Below are 25,138 nucleotides of genomic sequence, written 5' to 3' on the forward strand. Positions count from 1 at the left end.
CTCGGTGTCCCCAAATAAGGGCCGCCCCATGGCGACGCGGCCCTGCGCTTGAGACGACTCTTTCCCTTAACGAGCCGCCTGGCGAAAACGAACGCCCCGTCGTCCCACGGTGGCGACACCCGTACCGTGCGAATGACCTATGAGCGATCGAGCTTATCGCCCGCGCGAACCACTATGAAAGAGGTCAACTAAACAGAAAAGCGGTAAAATGGGTGTATCAGAGGTAAGCAACGGGGCGTAATCGGAGCGCCAAGACCGATACACCTTCGATAAACGCCTGATGAGAGCCGAGGAGACGCCCGTGGAATTCGCCACCTACTACTTCACGCTTCTGGTTATGCTCGCCTCGGTTCTGGCCGCCGCCACGTGCTTCTCGGCTTATTTGGTGTCGCGGTCGCGCGCGATGATCCTCGCGTTCGGGGGCTTTCTCTGCTACTTCATCGACGTCGCCTTCATGCTGCAGGACAGCATCGCCGCCGTCGTGCTCGGCACCAGCGCAGGGGCCGACGCGGGCTACCTGCTCATGCGCTCGGTGGCCACCATCCTCATCGGCGATGCATGCCTGACCTTCTTCTGGCTGCTCGTCTGCGACTTCGTGGGCGAGCGGCGCCGCAGCCTTATGGCGGTGCCTCCCATCGCGTTCCTCCTTCTGAGCCTGGGGCTGCTCATGGGCGCCGACACGCCAGAGGGACGCTTCTGGTTCTACTCGCTGCGCATGATCTACGTGTTCTGGATGCTCGGCTTCGGCCTGTTCCGCTATCTGACCTGCCGCGACGAGACGGAGCGAACGCGCATGGCCCGAGGCCGCATGGCCTTCGTCGTGGTGGCCGTCCTGGCGGCTCTTGTCGTGGCCGAGGACGCGCTGCTGTTCCTCGTGCTGCGCACCGACGGGTTCATGCTGGGGCCCATCCTCATCTCCTCCGAGCGCAACTACGCGGAGAACCTGCTTTTCCTCGCCGGCGCCCTTCTGGCCATCGGCTACGCCGTTCGCTCACTGGCCCTGCGCTTCGAGAAACCGCCGGCCGACGAAAGCGACGAGCGCGCCGCACGCATCGGCGACAACCTGCTCATTTACGCACGGCGCCACGGCCTGACCGACCGCGAGAGCGAAGTGCTGCGCCTCATTTTGCAGGGGAAGGACAATCAGAACATCGCCTCGACGCTCACCATTGCGCCGAGCACCGTGAAGGTGTACGTGCACCGCCTTCTACAGAAAACGGGGTGCGAGAATCGCCAGGGCCTCATCCAAGATTTCTGGCGGAGCGCCTAGCTGCCTAGCCGCCACAAGAAGGCTGGCACACGGCGCAAGACGCTCCCCTACGGAATGAGGTCGTAGGGCATTTCCCGTTTCACCAGATAGAAGATGAGCAGGATGATCACCATCCACGGCACCCACAGATAAGCCAGCACGAGAGTGGCCGAGCGGGCCGCATAGAACACCACACGATAGCCCGTCGTGCGGGGATGGGTCTCGAAGGTCATGCGCACGAACGAGCCGCCCGGGGTAGATCCGTCGTGGAACCAGGGGATGGCCACTTCCACCACGACAAGCGTGATAAGCGCCAAGCCGTTGATGATAAGGGCGGCCGTCTGATTCGCCGTCATATCCGGAAACGTCGGCGGGGTTAGACCGGCCACCTCAAAGCCCACGGCCACCGCGCCGTAGGGCACGACCGCCACCAGCCACACGATGACGAGGTCGATCCACAGGGCCACGCAGCGGCGCACGAAGCCGGGATGCTCCGTCGGCTCTGCATCGGCCAACTGCCCCGGAGGTACCACGCGGCCGAGCAGCCATGCGCACACCCAGCCGAGGGCAGCACCCAGGGTGTTGGTGATCACGTCGTCCACATCGCAGCAGCGGTAGGCGTAGGGGTAGATGCCGAACAAGCACGTGAGCTGGGACACCTCGATGAGCAAGGACGCGGCCAGGCCCAGCAGCACCGACGGGAGGAAGCGCAGGCGCAAAAGCCGCCCGGCGATAAAGCCCAGCGGCATGAAGAACACCACGTTGAAGGCCAACTGAAACACGGCCTTCAGGCCGTCCTTCGCGATATCGTTCATGAAGTTCATTGGGTTGAAGTTGGGGGCGACGCCGTAGGTGATGCCGGGGCCCGCATCGCCCTGGGGCAACGGGTGCAGCGTGAAGCAGCCGAGGCCGCAGACGTAGAGCACGGTGAGGTAGGCCCCCACGAAGGTGCCGAAGCGCAGCCGCCCATCGCGATGGTAGAGGTAGGCCAGAATCGGCAGCGTGAGCATGAACGACAGCACCGGCCACAGCACGAGCGCCGCAGCGAAGTTCTCGCTGTAATTTCCCAGAAAATGTTTTACTGCGTTCATGGCCGGTTTCCTCGCTTGCCTCCGCGCTTCTCCTCTTGCAAAGCCAGCATAACGGACGCGCGAGGGCGACGCAGCAAAGGTGACAACAAGGTAAGTGAAGCGATAGCGGCTCGTAAGGAGCACCGCCCCCTCGACTCATTTGCTCCCGAACGATAGTGGTGCTATGCTGGGGACTTTCTCCGAGCAAATCAAATCCACCGTAGAGGAGAGAGCCATGAACATCACCGTGTACTGCGGGTCGAACTTCGGCGACAGCCCGCATTTCGAAGAGGCCGCCCGCAACTTGGGTGCCTGGATCGCCCGCGCCGGGCACACGCTCGTGTATGGCGGCAGCTCGGTCGGACTAATGGGAGCCGTGTCGCGCGCGGCCATCGAAGGCGGCACACCCGTTATCGGCGTAGAGCCCGCCTTCTTCATCGAGGCCGGCGTGGCCCAGCACGACCTGACCGAGCTTTTCGTCTGCGACACCATGGGCGAGCGCAAGGCGAAGATGATCGAGCTGGGCGATGCGTTCGTGGCGCTGCCGGGAGGCGTGGGGACCCTCGAGGAAATCTCGGAGATCTTCACTCGCGTGCGCCTGGACATGGGGCCCCATGAGTGCTTCTTGCTGAATATCGACGGGTTCTACGATCCGCTTCGCTTGTTTTTGGAATCGATGGTCGAGCACCGCTTTTTCGACCAGTGCGACCTCGATCGCTGCCACTTTCCACGCTCCGTGGAAGAGCTGGCACGCCTTCTGAGCACGGCGGACACGCGTCGCACCATCCGCTGCGACGGCCCGTTGCTGCAGAAAGCCGGCTAGCCCCGCCCCGAGGCAAACGCACTAACCGATGACGGTCAGCTGGTACTGGGCCTTCCCCGCTTCCTTCACCTGGTACAGCGTGCTGTCGGCCGCCGCGTAGAGCACCTCGAAGGGCATCGGCGGCGTCAGGCAACAGGCCGCACCGACGCTGATGGTGGGCGCTGCATGGTAGGCCGGGTCGATGACCTCATCGGTGGCGCGCTGGCCGGCGAACGGCCCGCGCGCCAAATGCTCCAGCACGCGATCGGCGGCAGGCCCCGGGGCCAAGCCCGGAGCGAAGATGAGGAACTCGTCGCCCCCGATGCGAGCAACGACGTCCTCCTTGCGCATGACCTGCGACAGGAAGATGGCCAGCTTCTTCAAAACGTAATCGCCCTCGGGGTGCCCGTAGGCGTCGTTCACGGCCTTGAAATCGTCCACATCGACGACGATGAGCATGCACGCGCGGCTTTCGGTGCGCAGCGCCGTCTCGATGCGATCGAGGGCGGCGGCGCGGTTGTACAGCCCCGTGAGACCGTCGCGCTCGGCCTTGCGCCGAAACTGACTCTCGCGCAGAGCCGCCTCACTCGTGTCCAGCAAACGTCCGACATGGCGCACCGGGCCGCCCTCCTCGTCGTAGAGGACCACCGACTGGTAGCGGTACCACACCGGTTCCCCGTCGGCACCGGGCGTCGAGGTTTCGAAATCGACAAGCGAGTTTTCGCCGATCTGCGTCATGAGAGGCGTGAGATCATGGGAGGTGATGGCCAGCTCGCACGGCTTCTGGCAACGGCGGTTCACCACGAAATCCCCCTGCTCGGGAGCGCGGCCGAAACGACCTTCGAAGTCGCCGTACACATGGGCTTTGCCCGTGCCGCATTCGATATCGAAGAGCACGTCGTTGGAAAGCGCCGTGAGAATCTCCAGCCGCTCGTTCGCCCGACGCAGCTCCTCCTTCTCGCGCACGCGCTCAGTCGCGTCCATGATTGTTGCGTAGAACCAGCGGGTGCCAGCGGCGTCTTCCACCAAATGACCCCAGTCGTCCACCCAGCGCACCTCGCCGTCGGCGCGGATGATGCGGTAGCGCACGTAGTCGCTGTCGCTGCGCCCGATCTGCTCGGTGACCGACGCGCTGACCCACTCCCAATCGTCGGGGTGCACGATGCCCTTGAACGTGTTGCCCGTCAGCGCGCGAAACTGCTCGGCGTCGGAGCACCCGAACAGGCGCACGAGCCCCGAGCTCACCTGGTCGATCGTGCCGGCCTCCTCGGCCCTGTAACGGAGCATGCCGCCCGGGAACTTGTCGAGAAACTCCTGCGGCAGCTCTACTGGCACCGCCGGCACCTCAGCTGTCGGCGCGCAGGCCGGCTCCGTCGGAGCCGTTGCAGCGGTCGCAGTTTTTTCACGCTCGTCCGTCTTGTGAAAGAGGCGGCTCAAAGACACCATGGAACCTTCCTTTTCCTCAACCTCTCATAGGCTTGAAGCGGCAACAAGGATGCGCTGCCGCCCTCGCGAGGTAAGCTCCCATGATAGCACTCCGCCCCTTCGCCGCTCCCGCAAACCGGATGGAAGATGTGCAGTTTTGTCAACAATTTTCCAGACCGAACGGCCAAAGCGAAAACGACCCATCCGCCTTGGGATGCGCCTCAGCAGCATAGCCGGTTCGACGCACGGCGACGCCGCCTCGTCGCTTTGAAGCGAGCAGGCACTCAACGCACCGCGATGCGCTTCAGGAATTGTTCGTAGTCCGACTCGTTCTGATCGGCGTAGGCCAGCGCGAACGACACCATGGACGTGTCGAACTTGTCCGACATTCCCAGGTAAGAGGCCATAGCCACGCGGTCTCCCGTGCGAGCATGGGCGCGAGCGAGAACCCACGCACACAGCTGGCTGTAAATCTCCAGCTCATCGGCGCTGGCGTGGTCCAAGTCGACTGACATCTTCCAATTCCACAATTGCCGCACGTAATAGTCACGCCGGCGCCCGCGCTCGTCCCGGGCGTGGGTCCAGCCGAGCAGCACCCCGCTCGTCGTCTGCATGAGGCGCTGCCCCGCCACCACGCGCTCACCGTGGGAAAGATAGGGACTCCGCCCGCAGAACCGCTCGAGCACCGATGCGTTCGCTTCCTTTATTTGGAGCACCAGCGGGTCGGCCATCTGATTGCCTGAGAACGCCGCCACCCAGCAGCGGGTGCCCACGCTGCCCACGCCCACCACCTTTTGCGCCGCGCCGATGAGCCGGTAGTTCTTCAGCAGCTCCTGGTAGGGCGGCCTCACCGTTGCGCGGTAGTCGTCGAGCATGCGCGCCAGGCTGCGCTGGACGCGCCGCTGGTTGTCCGGGGAGAGGAAATGGCTGAGCGGCACGATATCCGGCGGATCGTAGACCATCTGGGGTTGGCCGTCTTCCATGCGCACCAGTTTCTCGAACGCCCGCTCGTTGGTCTTGGAGAAAGCCCGTTCCAAATCGGCGGCCACCTGGCGCCGATCGTCCTTGGACACCTTGTCGGCCAGGCCCTGGAGCACCTCGGCCACATCGAGGTAGGCCCGCCACACGTCGAAGGATCCCAGCGTGGCGAAGTATGCCAGGGACTCCCGATAGCTTTGGGCCGCCAGACGCACGGCCTCGCGGCACCATTTGTCGCCGAAGCCGCGCGTGCGGCCGCAAATGGCGACGCTGGCCACCAGGCGCTCCACGTCCCATTCCCAAGGGCCGCGGGTGGTCTCGTCGAAATCGTTCAAATCGAACACGAGGTGCGACTCTGGAGAGCGGTACCCGCCGAAGTTCGCGATATGGGCATCGCCGCACGCCTGCACCAAAAGCCCCGTAGTGGGCAGGGTGGACAAGTCGGCGGCCATGGGAAGGGCCGCGCCGCGGAAGAAGGCGAACGGCGAGGCAGCCATGCGGCGGTGGCGCTCGGGCACGAGGAAAGACAGCCGATCGGCATCCTGCTGAAAAATGAGATCGACCGCCTCGCTGCGGCCAGGGCGTACCTCCCACTTCCCCAGATTGCTGCGAGGCAGCTTTTGCCGACAGGCCTGCCCCTTTTGCTGGGACGCCTCGAAATCCGGTCCTCGAACGGGCACTTCCTGGGTCTTCGCCTGGCGTCCCGCCACCTTATGCACGAGCGAGGAGCCCGTCGCGCGGCTCGCCAGCCCTTGCCCGGTAAGCGACTTGTGGAGCGCCTCTGCCTTCTTGCCCATCAGGATCCTCCCCCTTCGCGGCCGCCCTTAGCCAGAAGATCCTCGATGCGCTGGGCGGGTACCGCGCCGACGATGTCGTCTACGGGCACCCCGTCGCGAAAGAGCACGAGGGTGGGCACGCTCACCACCTTGAAGGCCCAGGCGATGTCGGGGTGCTCCGCCGCGTTCAGCTTCGCGAAGCGCACCTCGGGATGCCGCGCGGCCACAGCTTCCAGCACGGGCTCCATGGCTCGACACGGACCGCAACCTGGGCTCCAGAAATCAACCAGCACCGTTCCTTCCGCATTGGTCACCCGCGCATCGAAATTCTCTTTCGTCAGTTCCACCATGCCGCGCCCCTTTCGTATCTTGCATCAAGCCCAGTATAGCGAGCGAGGATGCCATCGCATGAATCCCCCACGCATCGTAGTCGGATTGACAAGCACAAAATGCTCTCTTACACTGGGCGCCACAGGAATCGACCAAGGCAAGGTGTTTTGATGGCGGGACTGCTGGCGCGCTAACAGAAATCGCTCGCGAACGAGAGCGTCTGGTTGCCCCGTGCGGGCAACTTCTTGTTGCGCCGTTTTTTCTCCGCGCCGCCCTTTGCAACTCGAAATCGCTGGCGCAACCCCATCCGCAACTGCACTCTAAAGAGGATCCGCCCTTTCCGCGCATCGCCTCTATATCCCGAAGGAGATTCCCGTGACTGAATTGTCCCCGCATTCCCGCACCGTCGCTGAAGAGGGCACCGACACCGCCCCCACGCCGCCCCTGAGTGCCGCCGGTCTGTCGCTGCCGAAAAACTGGCTCGCCATCATTGCGTTCATCTGGGCCGGTCAGGCTGCCTCCATGATAACGAGTTACGCTGCCGGTTACGCAGTGGTGTGGTACGTCACCGAGAGCACCGGCAGCGCCCTTATGCTGGCGGCCATGAACATAGCCGTCATGTTGCCCGTCGGACTCATCTCACCCTTCGGAGGCATCGTGGCCGACAAGCACAACCGCAAGCTCATCATGATCGCAGCCGACGGAGCCGTGGGCATCATCTCACTGGTGGCGGGACTGCTTATTCTGGCTGGCGATGTGTCCATTCCGCTTTTGCTCGCCGTTTGCATCGCGCGGGCTGTGGGCCAGGCCTTCCACAGTCCGGCCATGATGGCGGCCATGCCCATGCTCGTGCCCGACAAGCACCTGCTGCGCATCAACACCCTGGATCAGCTGCTGGCCTCGGTCGCCTCCATCGGAGCGCCGGCCTTCGGCATCTTCTTATACACCACCCTCGGGTTCTCCTCGGTGATGTTCCTCGATTTCGCCGGTGCCTGCGTGGCCGTTCTGGGTCTGGCCCTGGCGAAGATTCCCACCGTGGTAGACGCAACGGCCAAGGAGCAGCACGTGCTGGCGAACTTGCGCGACGGCTGGCGCGCCATTGCGAAAACGCGCGGACTTGTGCTGTTGATCGGCGGCGTTACCATCGGCATGATGATCTTCGGGCCGCTGTCAGCGGTGTTCCCGCTTATGACCTACCAGCATTTCGGCGGTGATGGCTATGCGGCGTCTCTGGCCGAGGCGGCCTTCGGCGTCGGCATGTTCGTGGGCTCGGGCATCCTTATCGCTTGGGGCGGCGGCAAGCGCCTCGCAGGGCTCATCGCCGTGGCAGCCGTGGTCGTGGGCGTGGCCACCGCGGCCTGCGGGCTTCTGCCACCCGACGCCTTCCCGGCCTTTATCGGGCTGGTGGCTGTGATGGCCGTGGCCTGCGCTTGGTTCAACGGCCCCACTATGACGCTCACCCAGCGCAACGTGCCCGACGACAAGATGGGCCGCTCCATGGGGCTGCTCACCGCCGCCATGGGGCTGGCCACCCCAGCAGGCATCGCCATCGGTGGCGTGCTGGCCGAAGCCATGGGCGTCGCCCCGTTCTTCATCGTAGACGGCCTGGCCTGCCTGACCCTGGGCCTCGTGCTGTACCTCCCGAAGTCCGTGCGCGCACTGGACGAGGGGTAGCACCGCGGCGAGACCCCCTACCTGCTTTTTCGCGAAAGCGAGGGGGAAATGCCAGTTCGACCCAGAAATGGCAGGGCCGGATTTCCCCCCTCTGCCATAGCTGCCCTCAACTGGCATTTTTCTGCCACTTCAGGCCCGTAATGGCAGAGAGCCCCAACGCCCATCGACCATTGCGGGGTCGAAGTGGCATTTGCCGAAGGATTTCCGAAATCCGCGAAATTGATGCACTCCTTGAGTGCATATTCTGACCTGATACTGCACTCCTTGAGTGCATTTCCAGCCTCCGGACACGCTACTCCCCCAAGCTCATCTGCAGGACGTAGACGCGTTGCCGCAGCTCGTTGGCAACGGGCAGGGAGATTTCACCGTGATCCTGCAAGTGCCGGATTTGGTCGAGCTCGATGGAAAGGGCGTCGGCGTCCACTTCGTCAGCGTAGCGGGCGGCCTCGGCGAACTGGCCTCCGAACAGGGGCTGTATGCCATCGGGAAGCGCCTGGTGGTGGGTCAGCGTGATGCCGGGGCGATCCTGCTGTTTCACGTCCTGGCCGTGGTTGATGCGGTTCCACAGCGAGTTCAGCACCATGCGATGCTCCTCCAAAAGCAGCTGCGCGGCACCCTGGCGGCCGTCGTGCTGGTCGACAACGTCCTGCAGATAATCGATGGCCGCGTGCTCAAGTTCGATGGCGAACAGGCAGGTGTCGTAATAGACGCGTTCGTCCTGGTCGCTTTCCACCGTCGGCAGCTTCGTGCGCTGCCACAGAAGTCGCGCTCGGCCGCGCAGAGTGGAAAACCGCGAGCCCACCTTCACGTCGGCACCATCGTAGCCCAGCGAGCGACGCACCTCGCGCAGCATGGCGTAGTAAGGAGCCCGCGTGCCGTTGTCGTAGCCACCTTTCTCGTGAATGGCATCGGCGGCTTTCTCCTGCACCTCGCGCACCTGGGTCACCAGAGCGCCGATCTGCTGGCTGCACGTATCGTCCACCGACTCGCGCGCACGGGCCAGGCGCACCCGGTAGTGAGCGATGGTCAGGCGCAAAGCCGGATCGTACTGAGTGTTTTCGTCGGAGGCCAGCATGGCCTGCAACTCGCGCAAGGTGCCTTCCAAAACGCGGATGGCAGCACGGGACAGTTCCTGCTCGTTGGAAGCTTCCGCCACACGCGGCGAGAGCAGCGGCAGCAGGCCGTCGGCCAGGAGCAACGTACACAGGATGACGCTCGCCGTGAGGAACACGATAAGATCGCGCTCGGGAAAGGGCGTCGCGCCGTCGGGCATCGTGAGCGGCAGGGTGAAGATGATGGAAAGGGTGACGGCGCCCTTCGGACCGCCCACGGTAAGCACCAGTGCGTTCTTCAGCAAGCTGCCGATGCGCTCGCGCCAATGGGGGCGGCGGTGACGCAGATGCGGCGTGGGCGAAGGCTGGTTCGTCTCCACCGTTTCCACCTTCGACGCCTTCTTCCGCAGCGTGCGGCGCCGGCTGCGACGACGACCGACGCGGTAGACCTCCTCCATGACGAGCACCCACCCGAAGCGGCACCCCACGATAAGTGCCGTGACCAGCGCCACCACCCCCAAAAGAAACGGCAGCGAGAAGTGATCGGCAATGGCCGGCGTGAAGGCCTGGGGCAGCTGCATGCCCAAAAGAACGAACACCACCGAGTTGATGAGGAACACGATGATGCGCCAAAAGCTGCGGGACACCAGCTGGCGTTGGGCGATGGAGGCGGAGGTGAGGCGCTGGGAGCGATCGGCCATGATGAGGCCCGCGGCCACCACAGCCAGAATGCCAGAGGTGCCGAGCCATTCGGCGAACAGGTACACGAAGAACGGCGAGAATACCTCGTAGAGCACGTTGATGGTGGTGCTCTCGTAGCCGCCGCGCCGCAGGGCCCGCATGGAGTACAGCCCCACGACGCCCACGACCACGCCGGCAGCGATACCGCCGAGAAACAGGCGGCCGAACTCCTCGGCGGCATCGAGGGCCGAGAAAGCCCCGGTGAGGGCGGCGGCACTGGCGAATTGGAAGGCGACAACGCCGGACGCGTCGTTGATGAGCGACTCGCCGGAGAGCAGCGTCGACTGACGCCTCTTCAGGCTGACCGACGACGCGAGTGCGCCCACAGCGGCGGCATCGGTGGGGGCCAGGGCGGCGGCGCAGGCGAAGGCGGCGGCCAGCGGGATAGAGGGCACGAACCAGTTCAGCACGAAGCCCACCACGAGCACCGTGAGCAGCACGAGTCCCACGGCCAACGACAGGACGGAGCCCTTGTTCTCCCACAGGTCGCGGGGGTTCGTCTCGCGGGCCTCGTTGAACAGCAGCGGGGCAATGAACAGCACGAGGAACAGCTCGGAGGAGATGCTCACGTCGCGGACAGCCGGAACGGCCAGGGCCACTACCGCGCCGACGGCGATCTGCACGAGCGGTAACGACAGCCGCGGCACAACTTGGCACAGCACCGCCGAGCCGATGACACAGGCCAGCACAATGAGCGCCAGTTCCAAAACTTCCACGTGCGCCTCTTCTCCTCACGCAATTTCCCATTGACGGCTTCTATTATGCCGACGCCGCGATTTCCGTGGTGCCAACGTCCCGCACCCGTTTCATCCCTGTCACGCCCCCGTCACGTCTCGCGCTGCGGAAAAGCATCCCGGGCATCACAGGCCCATCGCCCCGTTCATTCGCGTACTGCCCCGTTCGGCAGAGCACGCAGGGAATTCGCGCAGGATTTTGCGATAGGGAGAACTCAACGGGCGCAAAAAGGGCGTTCATACTCTCCCTATCGCAAAATCTTGCACACAACGATTCCGAAGCACTCTCCCTATCGCAAAATCCTGCACACTTGACCGCAGTTCGCCGCCAAACCGGAGGGCAGGCTCCGTCGCCCCCTGCCCCTGTACGCTATAATCTCGCCATCGGAAAAGCCGCACTGAAACCGAGGAGGTCTCAATGGACGAGAACGTTCGCCCCGACGACATGGAGCGCATCACCACCCCCGAGCTGGCACAGGCGTTCATCGACGAACAGGTTGCCGCCATTCGCGAGCAGGTGGGCGACAAGAAGGTGCTGCTGGCGCTGTCCGGCGGCGTGGATTCCTCGGTGGTGGCGGCGCTGCTCATTAAGGCCATCGGGAAGAACCTCGTGTGCGTGCACGTGAACCACGGGCTTATGCGCAAGGGCGAGTCCGAGCAGGTCATCGACGTGTTCCAGAACCAGATGGACGCGAACTTGGTGTACGTGGACGCCACCGACCGCTTCCTGGACCTTCTGGCCGACGTCGATGAGCCCGAGACCAAGCGCAGGATCATCGGCGGCGAGTTCATCCGCGTGTTCGAGGAGGAGGCCCGCAAGGTGGGCGACGAGGTGGACTTCCTCGCCCAGGGCACCATCTACCCCGACATTTTGGAGTCGAAGGACGGCGTGAAGGCCCACCACAACGTCGGCGGCCTGCCTGAGGACTTGCAGTTCGACCTGGTGGAGCCCGTGAAGCTGCTGTACAAGGACGAGGTGCGCGTCGTCGGCCGCGAGCTGGGGCTGCCCGAGAACATGGTTGAGCGCCAGCCCTTCCCCGGCCCGGGCTTGGGTGTGCGTTGCCTCGGCGCCATCACTCGCGACCGACTGGAGGCCCTGCGCGAGGCCGACGCCATCGTCCGCGAAGAGATGGAAGCGGCGAACGTGGGCGCCTGGCAGTACTTCGCCGTGGTTCCCGACATGCGCGCCACCGGCGTGCGCGACGGCGTGCGCGCCTACGAGTGGCCGGCTATCATCCGCGCCATCAACACCGTGGACGTCATGACCGCCGAGGTGCCCGAGCTGGACTGGGCGCTCCTCAAGCGCATGACCGATCGCATCACCCACGAAGTCCCCGGCATCTGCCGCGTCTGCTACGACCTGACCCCCAAGCCCGTGGGCACGGTCGAGTGGGAGTAAATTGCGAGGTCAGAGGCATTTTTTTATCTAGTCTAATGTTTTGTAAATTTGTGTAATTTACACCCATTCCGGTAAAGAAAAGTTGTAAGCCGCTGGGAAAAGCTCTCAAACGGAAATCGCAGAATTCAGACCCGCCGAAGCCTCGGCGGGTCTTTTTATCCCAGGTGGGGCACGCTTTTTGGTTCTTCAGTATTAAGAGAATTCGAAAGAAGTGGAAAGTTTTGGAAAGCTTTCCAAAACAATGGTCTCGATAAACCACTTGCAACGATTGCTTGGGTGTGTTTTTCGCTCGAAAAGACAAAAATAGTACCATTTTGAACTCACCTCTAATTTGAGGTGTCGTTTTTCATGTTTGCCCAGTTCGGGATGGGGTGTAAAAATTCGGGCGGTACTATGAAAAAGGATGATTTTGAGCTCATTTCGGCGCAATTTGCGCTCTCTTCGAGATTTGAAAAACGGTACCGGGTAGCCAGAAGTCGCTCATAAAGACTTGAATATGAACCTAAAACAGAGACCTTTTGAGGACGGCAGGTGGTACCATTCGTCGCTTTGTCGCTCGTGTAATAGTTTCTGCCGTGAACAGAGAAGGACGCCAAACGGCGTCCTTAGAGGTGTATTGATATGGAGTTTGAGTCTTAAAGCCTGAACGACGATTTCCAGAACCTGTAGTCGTCCTCGCTCATCTGACCGCTCTTCAATTCCTCTTTTACATTATGCCAAGTGCTTATAGCCTGAGCCATCTTCTGAGCTCCGTCGGCCTTCGGGTCGATGGATAGAGTGCCGTCCTCGTTAGGAGTGATGCCGATCGTGCGCTTGGCTACCTCCTTCGGCAGCCCGAACCACACGTGCTATGCGTTCTCGGGCGATGCGTGCTTCGTGCCGCGCGTGTGTTGCTCTATCGTCACAACCGGTTGCTACATGAAGAGGGAAAAGGAAAGGCTGCTGCAGAATACATCGAGCTCGAGCGCAAGAACGCTGATTTCGACACGGAGTTCACTAGCGAATAGCAACGAGCAGGCGATGCGCGCATACGTGCCGAGCAACCGAAAGGAGAATCATGGCTTACACGACTTCCTCCACTCTGGGAGAGCTGATGGCCGATCCCCAGATCGTTGCCATCATAGAGAAGTACGTTCCCGGATCCACAGAAGACCCTAACATGAAGAATGGAGGGAAGGTCAAGATCTCGACCTTCCTCAAATTCCCCCAAGCAGGCAAGAAGGGCTTCACGCCTGAAGTCATGGACAAGATCCTCGAAGAAGCCAACGCTTTGTAGGAATCTAATAGCGCCCATAGAGCACAGGGCTGGCGCGTTTCGCGCTGGCCCTCTTTTTCAACCTCATTATGGTTTACAACTATATTGTTTAGATCTATACTGTATTGACAGACAGCATCTGTAGAGAAAGGTTGACATCATGCCAAACAAAGAAGATATGATGCAAAAGATGCAGAAAATGGCAGAAGGCGGCCAACCAGAAGCGTCGCTTGTCGGCGATGCCGAGTACTGGTCAGAAATCAAACTCAGCAGCGATATATTGACCGATGCGGTCGCCAAGCATGTCCTGGGCCTCGTCTACACCGGCATGGCAGATGTGGGCGAAACCTTTCAGTGCATTTGCGACATCGATAAGTTTGCAGAAGACGGATGGGCGAAGTCGTGGGGCGCCATGGCTTGCAAACTGCAAAGCCAAGCAGAAGATTATGAAGCCAAAGGTCATACGCAATCCGCTGCATCCGCCTATCTACGCGCCTCAACGTATTGGCGTGTGATGCTCATGAATTACACCGACATCCATAGCCCGAAAGTTCAAGAGTACGCTCAGTCTTACATGAGCTGCTATGAGCGATATCTTTCCCTGTCAGGCTATCCGGGAGAGTACATTGAGATACCCTATGAAGGCACGTTTCTGCCGGGACATATCTATCGCTCGCCCCACGCCGAAGGCAAGGCACCGCTCCTGGTGATCACGCCAGGTCGTGACACCTGGGCGGAGGATACGCGATGGGTCTATGACGAGGCGCTGAGGCGTGGGATTCATTGCGTGATTTACGATGGACCCGGGCAAGGCCTAGCCCTGCGCATGCAAGGCCTCACCTTCCGTCCTGACTGGGAGCATGTCGTCACTCCCGTATTGGATTACGCATTGAGCAAGCTTGAAGGCGAAGTCGATCCAGACCGCATCGGACTCATGGGGATGAGCTTCGGAGGCTTCCTCAATACGAGAGCGGCTGCCTTCGACAAGCGCTTCAAGGTGATGGTGGCAGATCCTGGCAATCTCGCCTGGGGCGGACAGATAAAGCAGAGGCTACAGATGATACTTCAGATCCCCGAGGAGCAGCGTCCGCCCTTCATGAACTTCATGCTAGATGACTACGCTTGGAAGCAGGGCGTTCCAAAAGAAGACGTTCCAGCCGATTTGGATCGCTATGACAATTCCGATGTGGTTGGCCTTGTTTCGTGCAACACTCTCGTTCTCGATGGCGCAGCCGAAGTTCAGCCGGGAGCAGCAAAACAATACTTTGAAGCCTTACAGTGCCCGAAGAAGTATCACCTCTTCGACTTCGATTCCACCGCGCAATGTCATTGTCAAACCGGAGGATATGCTCCAGCTTCTGAGTTCATCATGAATTGGATCGAAGAGATTCTCTAGGGAGGAGGCGAGTCCGCAATGCAAAAGATAGCCGATGGCGTATATGCGCTTGAGCTCGAGATGGAGAGGCTGGGCCAGACAAGCACGATATATCCCCTGCTTGTATCTAATGAAGAAGGTTCTGTTCTGATAGATGCCGGATTACCGACTTCTATTCCCGAAATCGAAGAGCAGCTGAGTGAAATCGATATGACGACAATGGATATTGATGCCTTGATCCTCACGCATCAGGATCTCGACCATATCGGCGGTCTGCCTGGTCTTGTTGCCCTTGCCGGTGAAGGAACTGATGTTATATGTCATGAAGCAGAGAAGCCCTTTATCGAAGGAACAGAGCAGTTCGGCAGGCTCGATCCTGAGAATTTAAAAACCACACTCGATTCCATGCCGGAAAGCCTTCGTGAAGAGATGCAGAAGCTAGTAGCCGAAGCAAAGGCCTATAAAGGTGTTGCTGTCACGAAGACTGTTGAAGACGGGGATGTCCTTCCTTTTGGTGGAGGCATTACCGTAATTCATACACCAGGCCACACGGAAGGCCATATATGCCTCTATCTTAACAAGAATGGAATACTCGTCGCTGGTGACGAGCTCGATTTGGTCGATGGCGAATTGTTCGGCCCAAAACATGGTCTTTCAGCTGACGAAAGCGAGGCGTATTCTTCAATATCCAAGCTGACCAAGTATGATATCGAAGACGTGTTGTGTTACCACGGAGGACTTTTTGCAGGAGATGCCCGAGAGCGTATTGCAGAACTTGCGAATGAGGCTCTTAACGGTTAGAAAAGATAAGACGGGAAGGCTCCATGACAAATAGTGTGAGCAGAGCAAAAGACGAGAAGCTGCGCATCGAGCTTCTACAAACCATATTCAAGTTCAAGAAGCTTGCCAATTCTGGCTTGGGAATGAGGCCGCTGGACGGGAAGCAGGATATCAGTCTTGCTGAATTCATGCTACTAAGGGCCGTGGACAATAACTCGGCCGACAGCCCTTCGAATGTGAGTCCAACGGATATCGGGCAATTTCTCTCCGTCACAAAAGGTGCGGTGTCGCAGATGCTGCACTCGCTTGAGGAAAAGGGCTTCATCACGCGTGCCCTTTCTCGCGAGAACAGGCGCAACACACTGGTTTTGCTCACGCCGAAAGGACGCGAACTACTCGGTGACGAAGAGAACGAATTCAATGCAAAACTCGACGCCCTCATAGAAACGATAGGACGTGAGGACATCGAAGAGCTAATCGCCATAGTCGAGAGATTGACGGAGGTCCTCGATACGCCGCAGTTCATGGAATGAGCCTGTTCGTCTTTGGCGACAAGCTCCCCCATCCCTCAGTAAGGAGAAATACAGTATGGATATGAAACAAGCCATGTCCGAGAGGCATATGGTTCGCAAATACACCGATAAGCCAATTCCGATCGAGGTCGCTCAGGAGATTAATGAGCGCCTCAACGATATTAACGTAAAGTACCACACTGATATCCAACTGATAAGAGGTGACAGCTCCGCCTTCAATGCGGCGATCAAGCTCGTTTTGGCCAAAGGCGTGCGAAACTACTTCATCCTCGCCGGAAAAGCCGCTCCCGACTTGCGTGAGCGGCTTGGAATGGCAGGAGCCGATCTCATGCTGTTCTGTCAAACGCTCGGACTGAATACCTGGTGGGTAGGTGGTACGTATAGCCATGCCAGGGTGGCACAAAAGGCACCTGGCGATGAGGTAATCGGCATCATTGCCGTCGGCTACGGAGCCACGCAGGGAAAGCCACACAAGTCGAAGTCTCCCCAAGAGGTCGCAACATACGAAGGCCCTGAACCCGAGTGGTTCAAGAATGGCGTCGAGGCTGCACTCCTTGCCCCAACCGCTCTCGATAAACAAGCATTCAAAATAAAGGGTGTTGGAGACGAGGTTTCCATCACGTACGAGTCGGGAACGTTCTCGGGCGAAGATCTCGGCTTGGTGAAGTATCACTTTGCGTTAGGAGCAGGCAATCACTCATTCAGTTGGCAATGATGGCATCGAATCAAGTGCTTGTATGCCGTGCAGTCTCGCACCGATTCTCCACCACTAACAAAGTTTGCGAACCCTGCTCGGATTGAAAAGTTTGACAGGGTTCGCGTCTTTCATGGACCTGATATCCTCAAATCCGGAACCGATTACATTAAGCTAATTTGCATGGTCACCGGCACACATTACCTGGCAAGTTCCCTGACGAATGCCACGAGCTGTGCCATGGTGGTCGGTGATGCTGCCACAGGGACACGCCGCCTAGCGAAATCGCCATGAATTGCAGCGTGATAATGAGACAGTTGCTCAGAGACGGTGTCTCATTTTGCCCGAAAGGAAATCAATCACCAAGCAGCTTGCTCTGGGAGATGAGCCTCTGGATAATCGACGGGTACCTCGAGCATATAACCGACGAAAAGCCCATCTGCGCGAGACAGTGCATAAAACTGCTCCCCCTGCTCGCCGAGGCCAAGCCCACCCTTGCGCCCAAAATCGTCTCCGCGCTGAGAGATGCCGACGTCGCCCGCTACGCAGACAGCATGCGGCCCCTGGCTCAAAAAGACATCCGCGACAGCTTGCTCGCGATAGAGCACTCGGGAGAAGTCCGGGCATGATCCTTTGTCGCACAGAGCTGCATTCGCAGATTTAAACAATCACACTGAATTTATGCCAATACATCAGTGTGATTGGCGGCCTATCCTTCCAAAGCGAGCAAAAGCCCTGCGAGCAGTAGGCCGATTGCGGCGCCGCCGAAAAGCTTCACTACGACGCCGAGCGCCGGATGCTTGCGGGCGAAGCCTTCCGCATCGGGCTCGGCTGCCACTTCGCCCTTGAGGAACCGGTCGATCTCCCGATAGGCGACGACGTCGTGCTTCTTTTTCAGGCGATCCACCCCGACGGCCATGGCGAACCCGATGGCGTAGAGCACGATGAATGTGACCGCCCCCGCAAGGTTCCCCTTGCTCATGCGCGCGAACCCCGACGGTTCTGGCCACGCAATCGAGAAGCCGAGAAGGAAGAGGAAGGCCAGCCCCGAGAAGGTCAGCATCCCGATTGACAGCAGCCGCATCCGGCGTGCATCCTCCGCGATGGCACGCTGCATGGCGACCACGTCTCCCCTCACGAGCTCGTCGATGGAAACCTCGAACAGTTGGCTGAGCAAAAGCAGGCTCTGCACGTCCGGGTAGGTCTTGTCGTTCTCCCAATTCGAGATGGTCTGGCGCGACACGAAAATCGCCTTCGAAACCTCGTCTTGGGAAAACCCGCGCTCTTCCCGCTTGGCCTTCAACTGCCGAGCCAGCTCCATCGATCCCTTCCTTTCGATTACCCGTTGGCGTGTCGCGCCGCTTGTGTGCACCGAAATGATATCCCACAAGTCTTGCAAAATGGCGCAGGCGCAGCTGTCAAAAGTCTTTTACAGGCCCTTTGAGCAGGGATTTTACTAGTGCAGTCCATTTGCAGACATAGGAGCGAATCGGCAGAATAATGCCCGTCGACGCAAATCCGAGTGAAAGGAACAGCAGCTATGGCCCGCGAGGAAAAGGTCTGGAAATATGCGATGGATGCCGGCTACACGCCTTTGGAGGATCGATGCATTATCGTCAAGGGCGCGGCGGGAGATTTGAGCGAGAAGATCGTCCGCTTTTTCGAGACATGGGATGTGGCGGTCCTCCAGATGTGCGAGAACGAACTCATCCTGCTTCCATTCGAGTCGTTTTGGGGAACGTTGGAACGGGACGTCTCGCTCGTTATTCCGTATGCGGACATTGAATCTGTGAAGCTTATCGACGACTTGCGCAACGTAGTCATCGACATCGAGACCAGCAGCGGCGCCGTGCGCCTCACCACCCAGCAAAAGGAGCTGAGCGACCTGCGACTGTCCGGTATATACGCCACGCAGTACGCCGGCGGCTACAAAAACTGGCACGCCGAGAACGTGCAACCCACCCTGCAAGCCCTAAGCGAACTCGGCCGCAAAGAATCATGCGAGTAGAGCCTCTCCTGCCAATGCTCAGCATTGTCGAGCAACGACGGCGATGACCACATGGGCTTTCGCAGCGGCAACATCGCCCTGCGAAAGCCATCTTCAAACGGGGTTCGCAGCAGGGGCACCGACCGCATTCTACACTGGCCCTCGGTCGGCGAAGGTACCCTATTCTGCATGAAATCTTGAGTTATAAGCGTCCGAGGAAGGGCGTCGTCAGCCTTCTCGGGTAATCGCCCTAAAGCGCACCGCTCTGATCGGGCATTTCTCTCCAACCACTCGACGCGTCTTCTACCACAAGCGGAAGCAGACGCTTACAACTCGAGATTTGCTGCAGAAACCGGGGGGTTCGTCGACCGAAAGGGCGGCAAGAGCAGACCCTCGGCCATAGAACGCATTGCATCGCCCGAATACGCGTCAGGACTTTTCTCCTCTGACCCCTCTGCCTTCTGGCAGTATATTACCCTGAGCAGAAAAGCCTCGGGAATCCGGAGGACGAGCATGGCCGCGCGGAAATTGCACACCATCGAGAAAAGGATGATCCCCTCCTCGGATCGCGACATACGGGTTCTTATCTTACGCCCCACGGAAAGCGCGCGGTCGCAAGAAAACACTCCTGGCATCCTGTGGCTCCACGGAGGAGGCCATCTTCACGGCATGTACCAGAAAATACTCCTACCCCATGCCCGCCTTCTAGTGGAAAAGCACGGCGCCGTGGTAGTGGCCCCGGAATACCGCACCGCGTTCGAGAAACCGTTTCCCGCCGATCTGGAAGACTGCTACGCCGCTCTGCTTTTCCTGAAGGCTCACGCTGACGAGCTGGGGATCAACGACGCACAGATCATGGTGGGTGGGGAAAGCGCCGGGGGCGGCCTCACCGTGGCCACCTGCCTTTTGGCGCGAGATCTCGGCGAGGTCAACGTCGCCTTCCAGATGCCCCTCTACCCCATGCTGGACGACCGGGAGACCGCCTCTTCGCGAGACAATCACGCACCCGTGTGGAACACGCGCACCAACCGATTTGCCTGGAAACACTATCTCCGCGATTTAGGAGGCACGACGCCACCGTCTTACGCCGCTCCCGCCCGGGAAACCAATTACGCAAGGCTGCCTCCTGCCTACACTTACGTCGGCACTGCAGAGCCGTTCTATTGCGAGGCGCTTGAGTACGTCGCGAACCTCAAGCGCGCAGGCATAGAAGCGACAGTGGACGTGTACCCCCACTGGTTCCACGCCTACGACATGTTGCTCCCCTTCGCAAAAAAGTCGAGGGAAGCCGTGCAACGCTTCGAAGAGCGCTACCTTTACGCCACCGAGCACTATTTCGCCCCGCAAGAGAAGCGACTTTTTAGCCAGCAGCCAAAGGCAGAACCCGGCAAGCGAACGCCTGGCGATGGAGACCGCTGGCCTTCGGGGGAAGAGCCAAGCACGGCCTCGGACGCGCCTTGGCGCATTTGGCGGGTGGCGGATCATCCTGAAATGGCGGAAGAGGCGGCTGCGTGGTTCTCTGCGAAGTGGGGCATTCCAGAAGATGCGTACCTGGAGAGCATGCGGGAAAGCGCCCGAGCTGGCAGCGCCGTCCCTCAGTGGTACATCGTGCGCGCGAACAACGAGGTCGCGAGCCCCATCATTGCGGGCTGCGGCATCATCGAGAACGACTTCCACGACCGGCCCGACCTCGCCCCCAACCTCTGCGCCCTGTACGTGGAGGAAGAGTATCGTCACCGTGGTCTCGCGCGGCACCTACTCGATCACGCCCGGGCCGAAACGGCCACCATGGGCTACAACCGCCTGTACCTAGTCACTGATCTGGTGGGCTTCTACGAGAAGTGCGGCTGGGAGTACCTGGGCGACGCCCACGAACTCGAGGGCGGCACGATTCGCCTCTACGGCGCCGGCACGTGCTTTCGAGAATCGTAAAAGACTCTCCTTTCCATGAAAATGGTCGCCCCCCTTAATGCGGAGACTCCCAAAGAGCGCCCCGCGAATGCTATGGAACGAGCGTCGCCATATGACACCGAAGAACCGCCTCGGCAAACGATTGGTTCTTTTTTGAGGAATCATTGAGCAGTTGAAGAGTCAAACCATCAAGAAGAGCATGGAGTCTGGCGCCCTCGAGGCGATCGTCGAGTTTTTCATCAACCAGGGAATCAGCTTTCATTTGCGCGACAAGACTGACACAAAATCTATCGAGCGCGGATTGCGCATGCTTCACAACCCTTTGATCGACGATTAGCTCGTTTGACGAAACTGGACAAAACTGTCGTCGGGGCTTTACCCGGACAAGCGGTTGCAAGCCTTATGGGATCAGCACGGCGAAGACGCCTTCGAGTTCGGCATGCTCCAGCGCCTCGACCCCAGCGACGCGGACACAGATGTCGCCGAGGAGCTTGAAACGCTCCTCGACCTCTGTCCGGCCGAGCACCCGGAAGCCACCAAGCTGAAAGCCGCCCACGGCGCCCGGCGCCGATAGACAACCTCTTCTAACTTTCAACCATCCATGAGCGTCCGCGCGCAACAAGATGTTGCTTGAAGGGAGCCAGGCGACCAGGCAGAATGAGCTCATGCGAGAACGAGGGCAATCACCCAGACGCCCCTGTAAAAACGCGGGCAACCACCCGGGGGCCCTGCAAGAAAGGACGAACATGGCGTTCAAGGAAACCCTTGCCGCGGCGCGGGAGCAGCGCGGCATGACCCAACAAGATCTGGCCGAGAAGCTTTACGTCACCCGTCAGGCGGTGTCGCGCTGGGAAAACGGCGAGACCGAGCCGTCCGTGGACATGCGCAAGCTCATCGCGGCTGTGCTTGACGTGCCGGTCATTCAGCTCTTCGACATCGACGTGAGCCAGCTGTGCCAATGCTGTGGCACCCCCTTCACCGTTCCCAACATGCCCCACGGTACCGAGGCCGACGGCACAGAGAACATGGCCTACTGCAAGTGGTGCTATGACGGCGGCCAATTCGCCTACCAGAGCGAGGACGAGCTCATCGAGAAGACGGCCCCCTTCCTCATGGAGGCCACCGGCATGTCGCAAGAAGAGGCCGTCTCGTTCATGGGCGTCCTCGTCCCCCACCTGCAGCACTGGCAGAAGTAGCGCGCAGCTAGCGCCGGCCAACGGCGCTAGCTCCCGAGCATCTATGGGACGGCCGAAGACGCCCCATAGATGCTGCTGGAATGGCCGGAAAGAACCCGCTTCCGCTAGGCTTTCACCACCGGGAGCCAGACTTCGCTGCGGCTGTCGGGAGCGGTCATGCGCGGCGTGAAGTAACGCTCAACGTCCGTCTTGCTCTCCCAGCGATAGCCAGACGAGGGCAGCCACTCAGTCAGGATACGGTGCCACAGCTCGCACATCGCCTCGGGCATGGGCCCCACGCATTCGAACACCGCGTAGGTGGCCGCTTCCACGGTGCGCTCCTCCATGCCCTCGGGACACGGGCGGTTCGTCGCGACGCAGGCCATGTAGCAGTCGAACGCGCCGTCGCGGCAGAACTGAACGCCGAGCAGCCCAGCCGGCTCGCTGCCGTCCACGAGATCGAGAATCTCGTGCACGCGGGGTCCCAACTTCTCCCAGTAATCGACGGCCTTCTCCCCAGCATCTTCCACCTCCCACGTCCCGTTGTCGGACGGAATGCCGACGACGCGGAAGGCGCCCTGTTCAATGATGCGGTAATCCATTGGCTCTTCTCCTTTCACGGACAAGGTGAACACGAAGCGCGGGTAGAGCGTCAGCTTAGTCTGCGGGCGCCGAGCATCGTTGGGCGAGGCACCGTGCACGCGCCGGAACGCCCGAGCGAACGCCGTCGGCGAGTCGTAGCCGTAGCGCAGGGCCACGTCCACCACCTTCGCGTCCGTCGCCCGCAGATCCTGGGCTGCCCGAGTCATAGCGCGGCGACGGATGTATTCGGGCAGCGTCACGCCCGTCAGATAGGGGAACATCCGCTGCAGCTGATACTTCGAGCACACCGCAATGCGCGCAAGCACGTCCATATCGACCGTGCCATCCAAATGTTCCTCGATGTAGGCCATGGCGCGATTCAAATCTTCAAGCTGGCTCACTTCGCACCTCCTTACCCGATCAGAGTACCCATTGAACCACGCCCCTTCCTCTCCGTTCAAGTGCAACTTCGGCACGTCCGGCTCACGCTTCTGCCCCGCCTAAGCCGCGGTCGCTGCGGTTCCGTAGCGTCTCCCAGCGCTTTACTGTTTTGAACTTCTTTTACTGCCGTTTACTGTTTTGTCAAAGAGCAACAAGGTATCGCTACGAAGAGCCCGTCTCGTTCATGGGTGCTCTCGTCTCGCACCGGAAGTACTGGCAGAAGCAGCGCACGAGCAGCACCCCGACCGCTGCAGCACGGTATGCTATAGTCCTTAAAGTTTCATGCGTGCACGGAAGGAGCACAATGGCATTCCGCATCGAAGACATTGAGCTTGGCGACGACACGAGCTTGCTGGCCGAGCTGGTCGCCTGCTGGCGGGCTTCGGTTGAAGCAACGCACGCATTTCTCACGTCGGACGACATCGAGCGCATCGCAGGGTATGTGCCGGATGCGATTGCGTCCGTCGCTCACCTGGCGGCTTGCTGTGACGAGAATGGCCAGGTCGTAGGCTTTATCGGTGTCGATGGCGCTATGATCGAGATGCTGTTCATCCACCCGTCCCTTCGCGGCTGCGGGCTGGGCTCACTCCTGCTCGACCATGCCGTAAGCGAGCACGGCGCCACCCTCGTGGATGTAAACGAGCAGAACGGCCAAGCCGTCGGCTTCTACGAGCACTACGGCTTCGAGGTGTTCGACCGCTCGGAAACCGACGGTATGGGCGACCCCTTCCCCATCCTGCATATGCGCCTGCGCCCTACTTCCCACGGGTCAGCTTGACCACATGGCGCGCGTAAACCACCGATAAGATGGCCGCTACCACTACAAAGGCGACCGCCAGGTACACGGTGATCGAGAAACCTGCGCTATAGGCCTGCGCTTTCGCCATGCCATCGGCCATCAGGCGGTGAACCTGCCCCGACATGAGACCGACGAAGAGCGCCGACGAAATAGATCCTGCAATCTGCACCAAAGTGGAATGGATCGACGAGCCACTTGCGGACAGCTCGGGCGCGAGCACTTCCAGATCGACGCTCTTAATCGCAGGATACTCGGTGCCGATTCCCGCGCACGCAAGCGCCATGCAGCCCACGATGGCCAGCGCAAGATCGAGCCGCGTGAACACCGCAAGCGCCACGAACCCGACAAGGCACACGCCGAATCCGACGGGCACAAGCGGCCACACCCCCGCCTTCCCGAGCATCCGGCCGCTGACAAAGCACAGACCCGCATAGCACAGCGTCGCCGGAGCCAGCAAGCAACCAGCAATGAACGGCGTGAAACCCGCCACCCCTTCCAAATAAAGCGGAATGAGCAGGCTGAGGTAAATTGAGCTCATATAGCTGAGAACGATGAGGGTCTCGCCCAGAGCGTAAGTCTTGTTGCGAAGCGGACGCATGTCCAAAAGCGGATGGGCGAGGCGTCCTTGACGGTGGATGAACCACGCACACACGGCAATTCCCGCGATCATGAGCGCCGCCATCGGCAGCGGGTTGCGCGTAACCTCGTTCAAGCCGATCATGAAGGCGGAAAGCCCCGCGGCAATGAGCACGACGCTCAGCCCGTCGACGGGCAACTTCTGACGCGGCATAACATCGACGATCGTGCGACGCGCAATGAAAAAGAGAACGAACGCCGTCACTGCGGGAATGGCGAACAGTACCCGCAACCCCCAATAGGTGATGATAAGGCCCGCAACGATGGGAGCCACCGCAAGTCCGATGCCGATGATGCCGCTATTGATAGCGAGCAGGCGGCCGGCGCCGTTTTTAGGCGAAAGATTGAGCAGGGCCTCGTTCACGACGGGGAAGTAGAGGCCCGTGGCGACGGCCTGAATGAGTCGCGCCGCCACCAAGGAGGGAAAATCCCAGGCTAGAACGCCGAGCAGCGAGCCGACGAACGACACGATCAGCCCGAAGAGCATGACCTTCCTCAAACCGAAGCGGTGGAGCGAGAGGGCTGCGAGCACAATGACAATACCCGCCACGATGGAATAGCCGAGCACCAGCAGGTTCGCCTCGGACAGGCTCACGTGGTACTCTGCCGAAACATAGTCGAGCGCGACGTTCATGAGCGACTGCATCAAAGAGGCAAGCAGGTTGCACGCGAACAGCACCACGATCATCGCCTGGCGGTGTTTTGCGGTCTGCTTGTTTTGAACAGCCATAGCGGCAACT

The 25,138-nt window shown here is 60.3% G+C and carries 25 protein-coding genes; 14 read left to right on the forward strand and 11 right to left on the reverse strand.

Translation table 11 applies throughout. The features are described 5' to 3' along the window. The first annotated feature begins 301 nt into the window (after window positions 1-301). Window positions 302-1,270 (forward strand): helix-turn-helix transcriptional regulator, encoded by a 969-nt coding sequence (locus tag AEQU_RS10485; RefSeq protein ID WP_022741301.1) that lies wholly within the window; start codon window positions 302-304, stop codon window positions 1,268-1,270. A gap of 47 nt (window positions 1,271-1,317) precedes the next feature. Here the strand turns inward: AEQU_RS10485 and AEQU_RS10490 are convergent, their stop codons facing one another. Continuing rightward, the gene (locus AEQU_RS10490; protein WP_022741304.1) at window positions 1,318-2,340 is read right to left on the reverse strand and encodes a VanZ family protein; all 1,023 of its coding nucleotides are present in this window, start codon (window positions 2,338-2,340) and stop codon (window positions 1,318-1,320) included. A gap of 214 nt (window positions 2,341-2,554) precedes the next feature. Between AEQU_RS10490 and AEQU_RS10495 the strand changes: the two genes are divergently transcribed. Further along, on the forward strand, window positions 2,555-3,142 hold the full coding sequence (locus AEQU_RS10495; RefSeq protein WP_051353434.1) for an LOG family protein: 588 nt from the start codon (window positions 2,555-2,557) through the stop codon (window positions 3,140-3,142). Window positions 3,143-3,163: 21 nt separating this feature from the next. Here AEQU_RS10495 and AEQU_RS10500 read toward each other — a convergent pair whose 3' ends face one another. From AEQU_RS10500 to AEQU_RS10510, 3 genes are all read right to left on the reverse strand, one after another. Further along, window positions 3,164-4,567 (reverse strand): GGDEF domain-containing protein, encoded by a 1,404-nt coding sequence (locus tag AEQU_RS10500; protein WP_022741310.1) that lies wholly within the window; start codon window positions 4,565-4,567, stop codon window positions 3,164-3,166. Between the two features lie 263 nt (window positions 4,568-4,830). Continuing rightward, complete coding sequence (locus tag AEQU_RS10505; protein WP_022741314.1) at window positions 4,831-6,321, reverse strand: DUF2252 domain-containing protein; 1,491 nt, start codon at window positions 6,319-6,321, stop codon at window positions 4,831-4,833. Then, entirely contained in the window at window positions 6,321-6,650 is a 330-nt protein-coding gene (locus tag AEQU_RS10510; RefSeq protein ID WP_041714704.1) for a thioredoxin family protein, read from the reverse strand. Before AEQU_RS10510 ends, AEQU_RS10505 begins: the two co-directional genes overlap by 1 nt. 355 nt (window positions 6,651-7,005) lie before the next feature. On the opposite strand from AEQU_RS10510, the gene AEQU_RS10515 reads away from it, so the two are divergent. Then, window positions 7,006-8,304, forward strand: coding sequence for an MFS transporter (locus AEQU_RS10515; protein WP_022741323.1), 1,299 nt, complete (start codon window positions 7,006-7,008; stop codon window positions 8,302-8,304). Between the two features lie 292 nt (window positions 8,305-8,596). Here the strand turns inward: AEQU_RS10515 and AEQU_RS10520 are convergent, their stop codons facing one another. After that, entirely contained in the window at window positions 8,597-10,813 is a 2,217-nt protein-coding gene (locus AEQU_RS10520; RefSeq protein WP_022741326.1) for a cation:proton antiporter, read from the reverse strand. A gap of 436 nt (window positions 10,814-11,249) precedes the next feature. On the opposite strand from AEQU_RS10520, the gene guaA reads away from it, so the two are divergent. After that, window positions 11,250-12,230 carry a glutamine-hydrolyzing GMP synthase gene (gene guaA, locus AEQU_RS10525; RefSeq protein ID WP_022741328.1) on the forward strand — a complete coding sequence of 327 codons (981 nt, stop codon included), beginning with the start codon at window positions 11,250-11,252 and terminating at the stop codon, window positions 12,228-12,230. Window positions 12,231-12,865: 635 nt separating this feature from the next. Here guaA and AEQU_RS10530 read toward each other — a convergent pair. After that, a complete protein-coding gene (locus AEQU_RS10530; RefSeq protein ID WP_022741331.1) occupies window positions 12,866-13,075 on the reverse strand; it encodes a hypothetical protein in 210 nt (69 codons plus the stop codon). A 212-nt stretch (window positions 13,076-13,287) separates the two neighbouring features. Here AEQU_RS10530 and AEQU_RS10535 point away from each other — a divergent pair, with 212 nt between their 5' ends. The 6 genes from AEQU_RS10535 (at window position 13,288) to AEQU_RS10560 (ending at window position 17,496) form a co-directional block, all read left to right on the forward strand. Continuing rightward, window positions 13,288-13,506 carry a hypothetical protein gene (locus AEQU_RS10535; RefSeq protein WP_022741334.1) on the forward strand — a complete coding sequence of 73 codons (219 nt, stop codon included), beginning with the start codon at window positions 13,288-13,290 and terminating at the stop codon, window positions 13,504-13,506. Between the two features lie 139 nt (window positions 13,507-13,645). Then, the gene (locus AEQU_RS10540) at window positions 13,646-14,881 is read left to right on the forward strand and encodes an alpha/beta hydrolase family protein (RefSeq protein ID WP_022741337.1); all 1,236 of its coding nucleotides are present in this window, start codon (window positions 13,646-13,648) and stop codon (window positions 14,879-14,881) included. An 18-nt stretch (window positions 14,882-14,899) separates the two neighbouring features. Beyond that, window positions 14,900-15,661 carry an MBL fold metallo-hydrolase gene (locus AEQU_RS10545; protein ID WP_022741340.1) on the forward strand — a complete coding sequence of 254 codons (762 nt, stop codon included), beginning with the start codon at window positions 14,900-14,902 and terminating at the stop codon, window positions 15,659-15,661. Between the two features lie 23 nt (window positions 15,662-15,684). Next, window positions 15,685-16,173 (forward strand): MarR family winged helix-turn-helix transcriptional regulator, encoded by a 489-nt coding sequence (locus AEQU_RS10550; RefSeq protein WP_041714705.1) that lies wholly within the window; start codon window positions 15,685-15,687, stop codon window positions 16,171-16,173. A gap of 55 nt (window positions 16,174-16,228) precedes the next feature. Continuing rightward, window positions 16,229-16,888, forward strand: coding sequence for a nitroreductase family protein (locus AEQU_RS10555; protein ID WP_041714706.1), 660 nt, complete (start codon window positions 16,229-16,231; stop codon window positions 16,886-16,888). A gap of 269 nt (window positions 16,889-17,157) precedes the next feature. Beyond that, entirely contained in the window at window positions 17,158-17,496 is a 339-nt protein-coding gene (locus AEQU_RS10560; RefSeq protein WP_144079493.1) for a hypothetical protein, read from the forward strand. Window positions 17,497-17,576: 80 nt separating this feature from the next. Here AEQU_RS10560 and AEQU_RS10565 read toward each other — a convergent pair whose 3' ends face one another. Further along, window positions 17,577-18,188, reverse strand: a complete 612-nt coding sequence (locus AEQU_RS10565) for a helix-turn-helix transcriptional regulator (RefSeq protein ID WP_022741346.1) — start codon at window positions 18,186-18,188, stop codon at window positions 17,577-17,579. 219 nt (window positions 18,189-18,407) lie between these two features. Here AEQU_RS10565 and AEQU_RS10570 point away from each other — a divergent pair, with 219 nt between their 5' ends. Continuing rightward, the gene (locus AEQU_RS10570; RefSeq protein ID WP_022741349.1) at window positions 18,408-18,875 is read left to right on the forward strand and encodes a hypothetical protein; all 468 of its coding nucleotides are present in this window, start codon (window positions 18,408-18,410) and stop codon (window positions 18,873-18,875) included. Between the two features lie 528 nt (window positions 18,876-19,403). Then, on the forward strand, window positions 19,404-20,786 hold the full coding sequence (locus tag AEQU_RS12775) for a GNAT family N-acetyltransferase (RefSeq protein WP_244874849.1): 1,383 nt from the start codon (window positions 19,404-19,406) through the stop codon (window positions 20,784-20,786). 70 nt (window positions 20,787-20,856) lie between these two features. Here AEQU_RS12775 and AEQU_RS12540 read toward each other — a convergent pair whose 3' ends face one another. Further along, the gene (locus AEQU_RS12540) at window positions 20,857-21,081 is read right to left on the reverse strand and encodes a TetR family transcriptional regulator C-terminal domain-containing protein (RefSeq protein WP_158318412.1); all 225 of its coding nucleotides are present in this window, start codon (window positions 21,079-21,081) and stop codon (window positions 20,857-20,859) included. Between the two features lie 84 nt (window positions 21,082-21,165). Continuing rightward, window positions 21,166-21,321, reverse strand: coding sequence for a 3-methyl-2-oxobutanoate hydroxymethyltransferase (locus AEQU_RS12545; protein ID WP_144079494.1), 156 nt, complete (start codon window positions 21,319-21,321; stop codon window positions 21,166-21,168). Between the two features lie 190 nt (window positions 21,322-21,511). On the opposite strand from AEQU_RS12545, the gene AEQU_RS10580 reads away from it, so the two are divergent. Continuing rightward, a complete protein-coding gene (locus AEQU_RS10580) occupies window positions 21,512-21,961 on the forward strand; it encodes a zinc ribbon domain-containing protein (RefSeq protein ID WP_022741359.1) in 450 nt (149 codons plus the stop codon). A gap of 104 nt (window positions 21,962-22,065) precedes the next feature. Here the strand turns inward: AEQU_RS10580 and AEQU_RS10585 are convergent, their stop codons facing one another. After that, window positions 22,066-22,923: an AraC family transcriptional regulator gene (locus tag AEQU_RS10585; protein WP_022741363.1), complete on the reverse strand. Its 858-nt coding sequence runs from the start codon at window positions 22,921-22,923 to the stop codon at window positions 22,066-22,068. A gap of 344 nt (window positions 22,924-23,267) precedes the next feature. On the opposite strand from AEQU_RS10585, the gene AEQU_RS10590 reads away from it, so the two are divergent. Next, window positions 23,268-23,741 carry a GNAT family N-acetyltransferase gene (locus AEQU_RS10590; protein WP_022741366.1) on the forward strand — a complete coding sequence of 158 codons (474 nt, stop codon included), beginning with the start codon at window positions 23,268-23,270 and terminating at the stop codon, window positions 23,739-23,741. On the opposite strand, the gene AEQU_RS10595 is transcribed toward AEQU_RS10590, so the two are convergent. Beyond that, window positions 23,719-25,128 carry an MFS transporter gene (locus AEQU_RS10595; protein WP_022741368.1) on the reverse strand — a complete coding sequence of 470 codons (1,410 nt, stop codon included), beginning with the start codon at window positions 25,126-25,128 and terminating at the stop codon, window positions 23,719-23,721. The genes AEQU_RS10590 and AEQU_RS10595 overlap by 23 nt on opposite strands. Window positions 25,129-25,138: the final 10 nt, after the last annotated feature.

Origin of the sequence: Adlercreutzia equolifaciens DSM 19450 (genome assembly GCF_000478885.1) — a bacterium.
Taxonomy (GTDB): domain Bacteria; phylum Actinomycetota; class Coriobacteriia; order Coriobacteriales; family Eggerthellaceae; genus Adlercreutzia; species Adlercreutzia equolifaciens.